This window comes from Vibrio sp. ABH4_348 (genome assembly GCF_056159765.1).
Map to the genome: position 1 here is coordinate 220,470 of NZ_JBSWVW010000002.1, position 13,731 is coordinate 234,200.

At 43.4% G+C, this 13,731-nt stretch carries 14 protein-coding genes; 10 read left to right on the plus strand and 4 right to left on the minus strand.

Going from position 1 to position 13,731, the window contains the following annotated elements; translation table 11 throughout:
- Positions 1–67 precede the first annotated feature (67 nt).
- The gene (locus ACXAFJ_RS14610) at positions 68–868 is read right to left on the minus strand and encodes a chromosome partitioning protein ParA (RefSeq protein WP_475324431.1); all 801 of its coding nucleotides are present in this window, start codon (positions 866–868) and stop codon (positions 68–70) included.
- 89 nt (positions 869–957) lie between these two features.
- Here ACXAFJ_RS14610 and ACXAFJ_RS14615 point away from each other — a divergent pair, with 89 nt between their 5' ends.
- The 4 genes from ACXAFJ_RS14615 (at position 958) to ACXAFJ_RS14630 (ending at position 4,631) form a co-directional block, all read left to right on the plus strand.
- Positions 958–1,854 (plus strand): response regulator, encoded by an 897-nt coding sequence (locus tag ACXAFJ_RS14615; RefSeq protein WP_475324432.1) that lies wholly within the window; start codon positions 958–960, stop codon positions 1,852–1,854.
- 380 nt (positions 1,855–2,234) lie between these two features.
- Entirely contained in the window at positions 2,235–2,882 is a 648-nt protein-coding gene (locus ACXAFJ_RS14620; RefSeq protein ID WP_475324433.1) for a hypothetical protein, read from the plus strand.
- Between the two features lie 5 nt (positions 2,883–2,887).
- Positions 2,888–3,937, plus strand: coding sequence for a sensor histidine kinase (locus ACXAFJ_RS14625; protein ID WP_475324435.1), 1,050 nt, complete (start codon positions 2,888–2,890; stop codon positions 3,935–3,937).
- Between the two features lies 1 nt (position 3,938).
- Entirely contained in the window at positions 3,939–4,631 is a 693-nt protein-coding gene (locus ACXAFJ_RS14630; RefSeq protein ID WP_475324436.1) for a LytR/AlgR family response regulator transcription factor, read from the plus strand.
- 25 nt (positions 4,632–4,656) lie between these two features.
- Here the strand turns inward: ACXAFJ_RS14630 and ACXAFJ_RS14635 are convergent, their stop codons facing one another.
- The 3 genes from ACXAFJ_RS14635 to ACXAFJ_RS14645 all read right to left on the minus strand — a co-directional run bounded on the left by ACXAFJ_RS14635 (position 4,657) and on the right by ACXAFJ_RS14645 (position 7,391).
- Positions 4,657–4,848, minus strand: a complete 192-nt coding sequence (locus ACXAFJ_RS14635) for a hypothetical protein (RefSeq protein ID WP_475324437.1) — start codon at positions 4,846–4,848, stop codon at positions 4,657–4,659.
- 225 nt (positions 4,849–5,073) lie between these two features.
- Positions 5,074–5,778, minus strand: a complete 705-nt coding sequence (locus ACXAFJ_RS14640) for a response regulator (RefSeq protein WP_475324439.1) — start codon at positions 5,776–5,778, stop codon at positions 5,074–5,076.
- On the minus strand, positions 5,775–7,391 hold the full coding sequence (locus ACXAFJ_RS14645; protein WP_475324440.1) for an ATP-binding protein: 1,617 nt from the start codon (positions 7,389–7,391) through the stop codon (positions 5,775–5,777). Before ACXAFJ_RS14645 ends, ACXAFJ_RS14640 begins: the two co-directional genes overlap by 4 nt.
- A gap of 253 nt (positions 7,392–7,644) precedes the next feature.
- On the opposite strand from ACXAFJ_RS14645, the gene ACXAFJ_RS14650 reads away from it, so the two are divergent.
- The 6 genes from ACXAFJ_RS14650 to ACXAFJ_RS14675 all read left to right on the plus strand — a co-directional run bounded on the left by ACXAFJ_RS14650 (position 7,645) and on the right by ACXAFJ_RS14675 (position 13,700).
- Positions 7,645–8,022: a nuclear transport factor 2 family protein gene (locus tag ACXAFJ_RS14650; protein WP_475324441.1), complete on the plus strand. Its 378-nt coding sequence runs from the start codon at positions 7,645–7,647 to the stop codon at positions 8,020–8,022.
- A gap of 244 nt (positions 8,023–8,266) precedes the next feature.
- Positions 8,267–9,385 carry an ABC transporter substrate-binding protein gene (locus ACXAFJ_RS14655; protein WP_475324443.1) on the plus strand — a complete coding sequence of 373 codons (1,119 nt, stop codon included), beginning with the start codon at positions 8,267–8,269 and terminating at the stop codon, positions 9,383–9,385.
- Positions 9,378–10,427 (plus strand): FecCD family ABC transporter permease, encoded by a 1,050-nt coding sequence (locus ACXAFJ_RS14660; protein WP_475324444.1) that lies wholly within the window; start codon positions 9,378–9,380, stop codon positions 10,425–10,427. Before ACXAFJ_RS14655 ends, ACXAFJ_RS14660 begins: the two co-directional genes overlap by 8 nt.
- Entirely contained in the window at positions 10,421–11,170 is a 750-nt protein-coding gene (locus ACXAFJ_RS14665) for an ABC transporter ATP-binding protein (RefSeq protein WP_475324445.1), read from the plus strand. The genes ACXAFJ_RS14660 and ACXAFJ_RS14665 overlap by 7 nt, the downstream gene beginning before the upstream one ends.
- Entirely contained in the window at positions 11,171–12,400 is a 1,230-nt protein-coding gene (locus ACXAFJ_RS14670) for an MFS transporter (protein ID WP_475324447.1), read from the plus strand.
- A 109-nt stretch (positions 12,401–12,509) separates the two neighbouring features.
- Complete coding sequence (locus ACXAFJ_RS14675; protein ID WP_475324448.1) at positions 12,510–13,700, plus strand: DEAD/DEAH box helicase; 1,191 nt, start codon at positions 12,510–12,512, stop codon at positions 13,698–13,700.
- Positions 13,701–13,731: the final 31 nt, after the last annotated feature.

Sequence of the window (13,731 nt, forward strand, 5' to 3'; positions counted from 1 at the left end):
AAACATTGGGGGCAAGGCGATAAATATCAATCCTAAGCCGCTTTTTTATCAACCACTTGAAGCAATTTTAATTGTCTTGGTTCTTATTAGCCAATTCCAGATATTTGGCTTCAACAAACTCTTTTTCTTTCCCTAGATTTTTTAAGCTGTTTTCTGCAGCAGCGAGCTTTTTCTCCAGCGATTTTATATCTTGATTTCCGCTAGACGAATTCTGTTCCATTAGCTGCTTGATCACTTGATCCTGCTCGTCCATTTTCCGTTTGTATTGGCCTAACGTTTTCTTAAGCTCGTTGTTAGCTAAATTTCCTGAGTCTCCGCCCAGTCTGCCGTTGTCAGACAGCTGAATATACTCGTTTTCAAGCTGTTCAAACTTATCAGACAGCTCTTGGTTTTCTTTTTTGAGGGCTTCGGCACTATCGTATTGCGCATAGAGTTTTTCTTTGGTGGCTTTGAGACGTTTAACACTGGTACTTAGATCGCCCTCAAGCTTTTCAATCAATTGGTGTGCTTGTTTTAACTTGTTGTTCAATGCATCAATTTTTGCTTTGTCTTCATGGCTCAAGTTATCGGCTGCGGACTCCTGAATGATCGATAACTGGCTTTCAAGGTTTTCTTGTACCCGTGCCAAGGCGTTAATAGTTTTGCGATTTTCCGAGCTGAAATTAAGCGCAGAATTAATTGAATCATGAAAATCTTCTAACAACATATGGTCTGTTTTTCCGTGGCCTTTGGTGACTTTAACCGCGAACTTTCGAAACTCGGTCAAAATCAGCCACATGATTACAAACCAACCTGCCAAAATCAGCAGGCCAACATCAAATGCTATTATTTCCAATAACTTAGTAGAGACAAGGTTCTCAGTGTCCATATTTCCCCCAACAAAACAACTTGTTAAGTGTAGGCAGCAATTCAGATCTTGGACTACATTAATTACAAATTAATCAAGAAACCGAAATTGTGAAAGTACTTGTCGTTGATGATAGTAAGGCCACGTTAGAAATAGTCCGACGCTCTTTAGAGCAATTTGGCTATCGTCATTTATCTATAAAGAAAACCAACAACCCGATTGAAGCCTTATCGATGGTTGACGAATGGCAGCCTGAGATTTTGCTTACCGATTGGAACATGCCTGAAATATCCGGTATTGAACTTATCAAACGCGTTCGCCGCAAAGGCGTATCTACACAAATAGGCATGATTACCACGGTCGATGATGAGGCTCAGATTAACGATGCGATTGAGTCCGGCGCGAACTTTGTACTTAATAAGCCATTCGACGATGAACAGCTTTTTGAAAAGCTATTGCCGTTAGTACAAGGTGTTGAACAGAGCGAGGTCTTGTTAGATGACATTCCTGAGGTCTCAGATGGGCTAGCTTTACCAGAGCTAAGTAAACTAGACGAGTTACTTAAAAGAGTCGTCGACAAAGACTTGGCAACACATGCTGTCAAAGCACAGTGCTTCGATGAATCTAAACTCCCCTGCTTTATGGCTATTTATGAAGATACCGAAACCCAGAGGTTACGCTCTGTCGTCTTACTAGACATCTACGCCGCATGTGTTTTGTCACGAGCCAACAAGGACATCACGGTTGGCCATCTGCAGAAGGTCGTCAAGCTCAAGAAGCCAAGCAAGTACGTGATGGAAACCTGTCAGCAAGTAATGGCCAAAGCGTCTTTAGCGTTTTTAGATCATCATAGCCACAAGAACCTGCGGTTAAAGAAACTGACCTTTGTCGAAACCACCTTCGACAAACTGGAAAGCCTGTATCAGACTCCGGTCAATCGACGTCTAGATATCGCCTGTCAACTTGATCGATTGGCCCAAGGCAAACTGACTATCTTGGGGTTTTAGTTTGCTGCATTATTTGACGCACTGTTTGCTGCTACGTTTGCCGTAATGTTTGATGCAATACATGCTGCAATTAGCCCGCATATGCCCTAACTATTCCCAAGTAACCTTAAGATGTGAGTTTCAGCCAGAGTTAACAAGCTTATTTCTTCGTCAGAGAACTTGGAAAGGACTTGTCCATCCGATGCGTTCGCCCTTTGGGTAGCAATGCTTAAACTGAACCAGAATATGTAGCGCTGAATCCTGCATCTTGAAGCCACTTGGGTATAAAGGTTAGGACCATTACGACCATTCAGATAGAATCTAGACCGTTAGCCACAATTCATTCACTTCAGTTATTGGTTCCAGTTAATGTTGCGATTAGATTTTAGTGAGGAAAAATAATGTTTAAAAAAATTCTATTACTGATTGCCGTAACCTTTAGCATTAATCTAATGGCTGGAGAAGTTAAGTGGCGTGGATTGTTACCACTAGACAAGCAATTTCCATTGGTACTTGGGCTCAATATTGACGAATCATCCAATACTCTTACCCTAGACAGCCCACTTCAAGGGATGTTTAGCAGAAAACCATCTAACTTCGAACTGAATGGTAGTCTTGTTAAGTTCGAAGATGAGGCCTTAGATGTGACGTTTTCTGGGGAAATCATCAACGATGTACTGGTCGGTACTTTTAATCAGAAAAAGAAAACTGTTGAAGTCACTTTGCAGCCTCTGTCTACAGAAAGATTGAACATCGCGAAGATGGAAGGCATCTGGAAAGGCGATTTGGCCGTTGGTGGCGACACAGTACTCCCCTTGGAATTCAATCTTGCCGTATTAGCGGATGACCTCCTTGGTTCTCTAAATAGCCCGGCTCAAGAAGCGTATGGAATCCCGCTAGAGAACGTCGTGATGGATGCGAAGCAACTGTCATTTGAGTCGAAAATCATCGGTGCCAATTATTCGGGCGGCTATAAAGAAGGTGGATATCAAGGGGTGTTCAATCAAGGTTATGCTTTTCCACTAACTCTGAAGAAAGATGTTCAATAACTAGTATGAAGTTCAACACCTCTTACTTTACTCAATACTGGCCTCTACAAATTGGGGGCTGGTTTTTAGTTTATACATTGTTTGCTATTTGGATTTTGACGCAACCCTTTGTCATTTACATAGAGCTTTTTTTCACGGCCATTTTGTTCACAATGGCCTTCATACTGACGCACTTGTCTAGGTTGATTTTTAAGCGACTTTTTGCACCTAAACAGCATGTTAAGCAGGTTGTTTATCTGGTTGTCTCTAGTATTACCATTGGCTTAGTTTCATCACTCGTTTTAACAGTTTGTGTCTTTTTGCTGGCCCACTTCGAAATAACGTTTCCAATAGCTGAAGACCAAGCGGCCGACTTTGCAATTCGAATCATGTTTGGCAACGTTCCAAATGTCACTTTCTTCTGCTTCTTGTGGTCTAGCCTCTATTTTGCGGTGATCAAAGTTCGTCAATTAACAGATGCAAAACAAAGACTATTGAAGAGCCAAATCGAAACCTTGAACAACCAACTCAACCCCCATTTTCTGTTTAACGCCATCAATGATCTAAGGGCGCTTATTCTGGAAGACCCTAACAAAGCACGAGATGGATTAGCACAGCTTGCTGATTTGCTCAGGTTTAACCTAAAACCGATTGATACCGATAAAGTTAAGCTGTCGGAGGAAATCAATATGGTTGAAAGCTATCTGCAATTGGTGTCTTTAGGGCTAAGTGAACGATTTGAATACAAGCTCGATATTCAGATTAATGAACAAATTCTTGTTCCTAGAATGATGTTACAGCTCATCATTGAAAACGCCGTCAAACATGGCATTGATACCAGTTCAAACAAAAACAAAGTACTGCTGACGATTACCCACGACACGTCAATGGTGATTGTGACTGTCTGTAATCCGCTAAACACTATCAACAATAACAAACCTTCATTGGGTATTGGTCTTAGTAACATTAGAGAACGGCTTAAGCTCTTATACGGCCAAAGAGCATCCATAGAAATCAACAGTGATGATATGATCGTTATTACCACGCTCATGTTCCCTATTGAGAGGGCTAGCTAAAATGAATGTACTAATTGTCGATGATAGCCGTTTGGCAAGGCTAGAACTCAAATCTCAATTGATGGAGATAGGAGGTGTGAGTGATCTGTTTGAGGCAGAAGATATTCACCAAGCCTTGAATACTCTTAAATCTGAAAATGTAGACCTGCTGTTACTTGATATTAATATGCCCGGTGGCAATGGCTTTGAATTGCTAGAGCAACTCGATGTATGTCCGCAAGTCATTTTTGTCACTGCCTACGATGAATTCGCTCTTAAGTCTTTCGAATACAATGCGTTGGACTACTTGGTTAAACCCGTAACCATTCAAAGACTACAAACTGCCTTAGAAAAGTGCCGTTCATCAATAAGTAAAACTCTTGATTTAGATAGCCACTTTTTCGTCAAAGACGGTAATAAATGCCATTTCATTAAACTAAAGGATGTACAAGCGTTTGAATCCCTAGGTAACTACTGCAAAGTTCATTTGGTTAACCAATCCCCTTGTATCTACAAAAACTTAACGCAACTTGAAAACAAACTACCAGATGATGCCTTTTTTAGAGCCAATCGCAGTTGGATCGTTAACATTCATCATATCGCGGATATAAGTCTTGGAAGTGGTGGCATTCTGGATATTCAAACGAGCTCTGGAGTGCAAATAGAAATGTCTCGCCGACAAGCCAGTTCGTTTAAACAGCTTTGGGGCTTGTAGGTAACTTCTTTAAGCATTGCTCAGGCTAAGGTCGGCATAAGCCCTTAGCCTGTGAAACAAACAAATCTGGCAAGCTTAAATCTGCATTCGCTAAATCACAAGATGCCAATGACAACACACGTAACTTTTTACCATTACCTTTAAGCTGAGCATCGCGATCTTCTAATAAATACCCTTTTAAAAAGCCAATATCGACGCCTGAATTTGTTGTTCTCATATGACAAACCCCACTGCCTGCATAAGAGTATGTCGTAATACGCGTTTTCTTGGTTTCAATGAGTTAGTGCTTTTCTATAAGCAACTCTCTTACGGCGTGAAAAAGAGGGGCATGGATGGAATCGAGATCTTTGTCAAATTGCATTTTGTGTAATCACTTTTGAGCAGGTTTAGATCTCCATATTAGCTCCCATGTTTTAACAGCGATTTTCCATTAGTGCGATATTTAAAAGGCGCTAGGAATTAGAACGTACCCCTTACCGCGGATCGTCTTTATTTTTCTCGGCGCTCTTGCGTCATCGTTTATTTTTCTTCTCAATGAACTCACTTTATTGTCTATGGTTCGCTCCAACCCATCGTGTTGCTGGCCAGACAGCGCCATTGCAATATCATCCCTAGACAGAACTTCACCTGCTTGTTGAGCCAGTAACAGTAACAGTTCAAATTCAGCTGAAGTCAATGCAAGTTCAACAGAATCCAGCATAGCAATTCGGTCTTTCTCTGAGATTATCAAGTCACCAAATTGCAGATCACCACTGGGTTTTTCAGCAAAAATCGCGTCCGGTTTTCTTCTCAAAAACGCATTAATCTTTGCAAGTAACAGTCGCGGCTTAATTGGTTTTAAAAGATAGTCATCTGCTCCTACCTCTAAACCGACAATTTGGTCGATTTCATCGTCTTTGGCGGTTAGCATTAACACGTAACCTTGATAATACGGACGCGCCTCACGGCAAATCGTCAGTCCATCTTTATGAGGCAGCATTAGGTCCAAGATAACCAAGTCTGGCTGCTGCTCAACAATAGTTTCAACCGCATTAAGTCCGTCTCGCTCCAAAGTTACGTTAAAGCTTTCAGATTTCAGATACGCGCAAATGGAGTTTGCCAATTCGTAGTCATCCTCTACCAACAAAATTGAAGCGCCTACGCTCATGCCGCCTCCTTGTTTAAACATATTTTGAATCGAGCTCCACCAAGCTTTGAGTCTTCAACTCTTACCACGCCTTTATGCCAGACCACGATTTGTTTAACAATTGCCAACCCCAAACCAGCGCCACCAGAATCACGGCTTCGGCTAGAATCCAACCGGAAAAACGGCTCAAACACTTGCTCTCTATAGCTGATATCAACCCCTGTACCATCATCATCAACACAGATCGCGAGACCTTCATCAGTTTTGGAAATGGTTATTTGCACCGTTGATTGCGCGTATTTCATCGCATTGGAAACTAGGTTACTGATCGCACGGCCCAAGTAATATTTATCGATATGCCAACTGACCGATGGGTCTGAGTTTTGAACTATGACTTTGATTTTCTCTGAACTTGGCGGCCAAGTTAGCTGCTCTTTATCCAACCACGTAGAAATGTTAACCGGAACGAAGCTAGTTGTTGGCACCTCACGTTCAAATTTGGCGTAGGTTAGCATTTCACCAACCATGTCATTGATGTCTTGTGAAGACTTCTCGATGCGATCCAGTGCTGCGTGCTCCTCTGGTTTTAATCGACTTGAACGCGCCAGTTCTAAGTCAAACTCAATACGAGACAGAGGTGTTCTTAACTCATGGGATACCGAATTAACCAAAGACTTGTTCATTAGTATTAGGGACTCGATGCGGTTTGCCATTTGATTAAAACCGCGTACAAAATTGTTGCTGTTACTGCCGAACACTTCATTGGCTCGAGCGGTAAAATCGCCGTGCTCGAACTGTGCGGCAGCTTTGTCTAAGTTGCGAATCGATTTCCAAGTTGGGTATAGCCATAGAATCACTGGCAGAACACAGAACACGGCAATCAACAACCACATCGAATACAACATGGGATAAGCCGCTTCTAAAAATTTCTCAGTATAAGAGCCGATTTTAATCACTTTGTTACTATCTGGGGACACACGCAAATAGGCATAATCGAAGTAGGTGTCATAAAACTCTGAATCTTCATGCTCAATCCAAGCAATTTTGCCTGTCGACAAGTAGCGTGTTTGACGCTCATCTAACGACACTGAAGATATGTCTACTAACCTCAAGTTAAAGTCAAAATAGTGAGAGAGTTGATACAGTTTTGCCCCCCATTCTGATTCAGGAAGTTGTCGCAAGATACGTTGAATAGTGAACAGCACACCCTGCGAGCGCCACTGAGCGTTAGAGATAACGTTAGGGCTCGCTTTCTCTAAGTATACAAAGCCGAGCACTCGCTCTCCGTCTGGTAAAAGGCGATAAATCGACACGCTTTCGGTATCAATAAATTCTCCTGACTGATCTAACTTTTCCTGTGCCAAGGGCGACATGTCCTGCTTAGGAACCATCTGCACGTCAAAACCAAACCGCTGACGTAATTCGACAAGGTGCGCCTGATACTCTTCGGTTGGCATAGGAAGAAACTCTTGGTAGACAAGTTCGATAGTCCCACCGGAGTCATAGGAAATAAGCTGAGCGAACTGGTCACTAAATAGCGTTTGTTCAATATTAGGCAAGAGAAAACGAATAATAAGAAACAAACAGAGAAAAAGGATCAGGACCAATTGGATTAGAACTTTTACGAAAAACACTTGCGACTCCCATCGTCCATGACAGCTTCATTTTGATTGTCACACTATACTGAGTTTTTTATCGAAAGACTTTCTAGAATTGTCCAGTTTTGTCTCCCAATGTCACTGGTTGAGAAATTTCGAGCTTAGAATCGATTTTGGGTGCCTATTTGGGCACTTTGGGAACACTGACTCCATCGCAAATTTGTGTTGAAACAATATCGAAATACTAAAGCTTGGTTACTATGGATTGACACCATAAGAGGGATTCAACATGACACAAATTGAACTGGTTAGGACACTTTGGAATAAGTTCAGCCAAGGTGATTACACTGGGAGCGAAGCGTTGTTCACTGACAATTTGTTTGTCGATTGGCCAACCAGTCGTGAATATTATGAGACTAAGCAAGCGTTTATCGCGGTTAACGAAGCTTTTGGGCATGACTGGACATTTGAAATCAGAGAGCTGGAACAAACTACGTCCAATCGAGTGATCAGCGTTGTGTATGTCACCAGCCCTAGCTGTGAAGATAGTTTTTACGCCACCAGCTTTTTTGAATTTGAAAACAACAAAATAGCCAAAATGGATAGCTATTGGGCGTTTCAAGACAAACAACCCGAATGGCGTAAAGAGTTAAGTAAAACCTATTAATCTATTTAAATTCGATATGTAACTTCGGTCACCTAACTCTCGGCTGGTGACCTCACCGCATTAAAATTACGCCTATCTTCCCACTCTTTAGTTTTTTTGGAACGAAGAAGCTTTATCACCATTACCACCCCATAAGCAAAAAACGTGAAAGTAAAAATAAGAATCTAGTCACATATATTTATTGGTAATAGTTATTGTTATCAAATAGGATCGCCACTCATTTTTTAACCAATTTGGTAGCCCTATGTTTGCTTCACGACTTATTGCACTGCTCTCTCTGGCTGTTGCCAGTTCAGTTAACGCACTTGAAATCAAAGATGTATTAGATAGAACCATCACGTTAGACGCACCTGCTCAACGAGTGATCCTGACCGAAGACCGACAGTTTTACATCGTTTCTGCGCTTGCGGGCGAAAACGCTGATGATCTAATTGTTGGTTGGCGTGGCGATATGAAAGCGTCTGACCCATATAACCACCAACAGTTTATCGAACACTTCGACAAACTTGAGCAGTTGCCAACTTTAGGGCGCTTTGGTTCTGACAGCTATGACATTGAAAAAGTAGTAACGCTTAACCCTGATGTGTTGGTTGTGAATGTGACTTCTGCAGGCAATCAGCCTCATCAAGAAGTCCTCTCAAAACTGGAAAAGTTCGGGATTCAGGTCGTTTACATCGACTTCAGACACGATATTGACACTAACATCGCTAAGAGCTATCAGATTCTAGGTGACTTGATTGGTAAAACTGCGAACGCGCAAAAATTGGTTGAGTTCAGACAGACTCAAATTGATAAAGTTGCTTCGCAGCTCAGTGCACTAGTTCAATCCGATAACAAACCTAGTGTTTTTATTGAACGTATCGCCGGCTACAGCGAAGACTGCTGTTTAACTTTTGGCAACGAAAATTTCGGTAAACTAGTTGAACAAGCGGGTGGTAAACACATCGGCAGCGATTTTATCGATGGCGTTTTTGGACAACTCGACCCAGAGCAAGTCATTGCTAGTAATCCACAGCACATCATCTTAACTACCGCAGATTGGAGCGCATACGTCCCTAACGGAAAATGGGTGCCTGTCGGTTACGGCGCCAATCTAACGGAAGCCAAAGATAAACTGAACTACTACACTGACAAAATTAGCTATCGTGGCACGGACGCAGTCTCTAACAAAAATATCCACGCTATCTGGCATGGTTTCTACACGAGCTCTTTTGACTTCATCGCGTTGCAACATATCGCTAACTGGCTCCACGGTGATGAACTGAAAGGCGTAGACCCAGACCAAACATTTGCTGAGTTCTATCAAGAGTTTTTGCCATTCGCATACCAATCAGGTTATGCGGTAAGTTTGAAAAATGACTGATATGACGTTGGCGCGATTACAATATTGCGCCCAAATTCAACGCAAAACCTTATGGCTCTGTGGGCTGTTTGTGGCTCTTGTGATATCGGTATTAGTCAACTTGTCTATTGGTGCGGGTAACTATTCAATAGGTGAAGTGGCCATTGCCATTTTCGCACCCGAACGAGTTAACCCACAGATCGAAGCCGTAGTTTGGTATTTGCGATTACCGAGCGCACTAATGGCCGTGGTTGTCGGAGCCTCGCTCGCCGCTGCCGGTGCACAAATGCAAACCGTGCTCAATAACCCGCTCGCAGGTCCATTCACGTTGGGAATTTCCGCCGCAGCAAGCTTTGGTGCGGCACTCGCGTTTACCATTGGGCATCTTAATTTACCTATTCCCAGTCAATATTTGGTGCCAGTAAATGCATTTGCAATGGCGATGTTTGCGTCATTTGTGATTCACAAAGTCAGTAGTAGCAAAGGCGGCGGTGTTGAAACCGTTGTATTGCTCGGTATTGCGCTGGTGTTTACCTTTAACGCGCTGGTCGCGTTGTTGCAGTTTTTTTCTTCCGACGAAGCAATAGCGGCCGTCGTGTTTTGGACTATGGGCAGTTTAACCAAGGCGACGTGGGAAAATTTAGCCATCGTGGCCGTTGCCCTAGCCGTTGTCCCCATTTATTTTTACCGCAACACATGGGCACTTACCACCATGCGAATGGGAGACGAAAAAGCGCAAAGCTTTGGTATCGACGTTGCCAAACTCAGACTTGGTACCTTACTGTGTGTAAGTTTACTCGCAGCACTGCCGGTAGCGTTTGTTGGCACTATCGGCTTTATTGGGCTAGTTGGCCCGCACATTGCGCGCATGATTCTGGGTGAAGACCAGCGTTTTTTCTTTCTCGGCGCCATGCTCGTCGGCGCGTTGACCCTCTCGTTATCTGCCGTTCTGAGCAAAATATTATTACCGGGCGTGGTATTCCCCATTGGGGTTATCACTTCGCTAATCGGCATGCCGGTGTTTATTTCTCTGATCATTCGCAGTAAGAAGTCACTATGGTAGAGCTTAGTTTTCAAAACGTAGGCGCAGGTTATAAAGAGAATCAGGTCCTCTCTAAAATAACGTGTGGACCGTTTACTTCGAGCAACGTTGTTGCGCTAATCGGCCCAAACGGCACGGGTAAATCGACGCTATTTAAACGAATGGTAAAGCACATATCGGGCTCGGGGAGCATAGAGATTGACGGTAATGCCTCCATAGACGATCTAGTTTACTCGCCGCAATTTACCTACGTGAATCCGACATTAACTGTCTATGAATCTCTGATTCTCGCCATTAAACGTTCACCAAAATGGCGCTTGTCAGAACAAGAGTTTGCGATCATCGATGATACGTTAACTAAGTTGGATATCTTATCTCTCGCCTCCTCTAGCTTGGCAGAGTTGAGTGGCGGACAGCGTCAAATTGTCGGTCTTGGTCAGGCGTTGGTGCGCTCACCAAAGATTTTATTACTCGATGAACCGACCAGCGCGCTCGATTTGAATCGACAGTTTCAAGTTCTTAATCTGATCCAACATCTGGCAAGAAAAGAGAACTTACTAATTTTTGTCGTGCTGCACGATCTCAATCATGTACTTCAATACGCAGACCAAGTAATGGTGCTGCACCAAGGTCGGCTGGCGGCTCATGGCCCCACACACCAAGTGTTGACCTCCCAGCTCATTGAGCACGTTTACCAGGTAAAAAGTCGACTTGCTGGTGATATTGAAACCGGCCAGTTTCTACACGTCGAAGGAATGGCCTAAATGCCTAAAGCCGTTTATCACCTGTTTTTTGTTCAACTGCTGACCATTTCTGCTACTGAGTTAACTGGTCCTTTCTGGCCCTTTTACATGCGAGAGCTAACTAATAGCAATGAGTTCTATTCACTGGCGTTAGTCTTGGTATATCTACTTCCTATGTTGGGTGTCGCGTTAACCAGTGTCATGTGGGGCAAACTCGCCGACAAGTTCGGGCGTAAACCTATGTTAGTGCGCGCGATATCAGTGCTTATCATTACGCAAATACTGATTGGATTGAGCGACTCTTTGGTGACAGTACTAACTCTGAGGTTCATTCAAGGCGCTGGAGCAGGCTATATTGCCGCGGCTCAGGCTTATGGCGCGGTCAGTGTCGTATTCAAAGACAAGGCAAAGCTGTTTACCTACTTGCAGGCTTTCACCAATTTAGGTTCGTTAGTTGGCGCGACGTTGGGCGGACCAATTTTCCAATTCACCAGTTTCGCGACTCTCAACTACCTTACTGCATTAGTTTGTTTATTCAGCGCTTGCTGGGCTATTGTATTTTTGCCAAAAGAGAGCCAGCAAACTCTATCGAATACAACCAATCCCCCCCAGCAAAGCGAAGACTTGTCTAGCGGTTTTGTTCCATCATCGATAGCGAGCACCTTAACCACTGGTTTGTTTTTGACATTGGCACTGCTTTTGATTTCTCGAATGCAGGTGCTTCCCGTTTACAGTGACTACATGCAGCAAATTCTCAGTGTGCCATATTGGCAAATTGGGCTCGCTTATGGCGCTTGGTCAGTCGGGTTTATCTGTTTTGCACGCTTTTGGGCCAACCTGTTTAGTGATTTTAATTGGCAACAATCGTTGAAACGCTTGCTTTGGGTAATCGTGAGCTGCGGAATTATCTCGCTATCGATTAGCTCGGTTAGAGATTACTGGATATTTCTGGCAGGTTACTTTATTTGGGGAGGACTGTTAGCAGGAACTGCTCCGATTGTACTCACTATGATCTCCAAGGCAAAGCAAGCGCACGAGCAAGGACGTACCATCGGTATGGCGCAACGCTCTCAACAGCTTGGTAACGTCACGGGAGTCACTCTAGGGGCAACGGGGGCGTATTTTATTGGTCTTGAGCACCTCTATTTAGCAGTCGCAATTGGATATGGAGTGACACTTGTTTTTGCTCTCGCGCTGTATCGGCTGTTGAGACAGCGTCTTCAATCCCACCAACAAAGTTATCAATCCTAATCTGGCCAGCTAAATCTCTCTATTCCGCAGTTCACTATAATTATTGCGCTAGCGTGTTAGACTCTGCGCCAAATTGTGTTCTTGATGTTTTCATATTGTGAGTAGTGATATGTCGTTTTCCAAACTTGGGTTGAGCCAAACCTTAACCAACGCCCTACAAGATCTCGGTTACAAAGAACCGACCAAAATTCAAACCCAAGCAATTCCACTTGCCCTCAATGGCGACAACCTAATTGCGGCGGCGCACACAGGAACCGGGAAAACAGCAAGTTTTGTGCTTCCGATATTACAACGCCTACAAGATGGTCAAACACAACGGAAAAAACGGGCCAGAGCGCTTATCTTGACCCCGACTCGCGAGCTTGCTGAACAAGTAAACCTCTCAATAGAACAGTATGCAAAAAATACTGAACTTAAAAGTGTCGCTATTTTTGGTGGTGTCGATTCTCAATCTCAAAAAGCAAAGCTCATCGAAGGAGTAGATATAGTCGTCGCGACGCCCGGACGTCTGATTGACCTTTATGGTCAACGTGCCATTCACTTTGATGAGATGGAAACTTTAGTTCTCGATGAAGCTGACCGCATGCTAGACATGGGCTTTATTGAAGACATCAATAAAATCATCGCTCGATTACCGGACAATGTTCAGAACCTCTTGTTTTCTGCAACCCTATCGAACCCAGTTCGTGACTTGGCAAAATCCGCGATTGATGATGCGAAAGAAATTGTCATCGCTAAGCACAGCGCATCCAAAAGCAATATTGACCAGTGGTTGGTAGCGGTCGACAAAGATCAGAAGTCCGCGCTACTAAGCCACTTGATCAAGACACTTGAATGGCAACAAGCACTGATTTTTATCGAAACCAAACACGGTGCCGCTAAGTTAGCGTCTCAGTTAGAAAAACGTGGTATTCATGCTGAGGCCTTTCACAGCGGTCGCAGCCAAAAAATTCGTCAAACCTTACTAGAGCAATTCAAATCAGGTGAAATTCAGTATCTGATTGCGACCAGAGTGGGAGCTAGGGGTATCGATATCCACAACCTTGAGCGTGTAGTGAATTACGATTTGCCTTATCCGGCGGACGAATATGTTCATAGAATTGGTCGAACGGGACGCGCTGATGCAAAAGGTGAAGCGATTTCATTGGTCTCCAAAGACAATTTCAAAAATCTATGTATGATAGAAAGTCGATTAGGTCATTTGCTTGAGCGACGAGAAGTTGAAGGTTTTGCTCCTAGAAAGCCGCTACCTATATCGATTCTCAACTACGTACCCAAACACAAGCGCCAAAAAGATTAAAACCAGTGTTTTAGTGCTTACCGGGACAGTT

Excerpts from the sequence above, each read along its gene's own strand:
- ACXAFJ_RS14650 (WP_475324441.1), top strand. The coding sequence starts at position 7,645 with ATGACACAAATTGAACTGGTTAGGACACTTTGGAATAAGTTCAGCCAA.
- ACXAFJ_RS14625 (WP_475324435.1), top strand. The coding sequence starts at position 2,888 with ATGAAGTTCAACACCTCTTACTTTACTCAATACTGGCCTCTACAAATT.
- ACXAFJ_RS14620 (WP_475324433.1), top strand. The coding sequence starts at position 2,235 with ATGTTTAAAAAAATTCTATTACTGATTGCCGTAACCTTTAGCATTAAT.
- ACXAFJ_RS14610 (WP_475324431.1), bottom strand. The coding sequence starts at position 868 with ATGGACACTGAGAACCTTGTCTCTACTAAGTTATTGGAAATAATAGCA.
- ACXAFJ_RS14630 (WP_475324436.1), top strand. The coding sequence starts at position 3,939 with ATGAATGTACTAATTGTCGATGATAGCCGTTTGGCAAGGCTAGAACTC.
- ACXAFJ_RS14655 (WP_475324443.1), top strand. The coding sequence starts at position 8,267 with ATGTTTGCTTCACGACTTATTGCACTGCTCTCTCTGGCTGTTGCCAGT.
- ACXAFJ_RS14670 (WP_475324447.1), top strand. The coding sequence starts at position 11,171 with ATGCCTAAAGCCGTTTATCACCTGTTTTTTGTTCAACTGCTGACCATT.
- ACXAFJ_RS14665 (WP_475324445.1), top strand. The coding sequence starts at position 10,421 with ATGGTAGAGCTTAGTTTTCAAAACGTAGGCGCAGGTTATAAAGAGAAT.
- ACXAFJ_RS14640 (WP_475324439.1), bottom strand. The coding sequence starts at position 5,778 with ATGAGCGTAGGCGCTTCAATTTTGTTGGTAGAGGATGACTACGAATTG.
- ACXAFJ_RS14675 (WP_475324448.1), top strand. The coding sequence starts at position 12,510 with ATGTCGTTTTCCAAACTTGGGTTGAGCCAAACCTTAACCAACGCCCTA.
- ACXAFJ_RS14635 (WP_475324437.1), bottom strand. The coding sequence starts at position 4,848 with ATGAGAACAACAAATTCAGGCGTCGATATTGGCTTTTTAAAAGGGTAT.
- ACXAFJ_RS14660 (WP_475324444.1), top strand. The coding sequence starts at position 9,378 with ATGACTGATATGACGTTGGCGCGATTACAATATTGCGCCCAAATTCAA.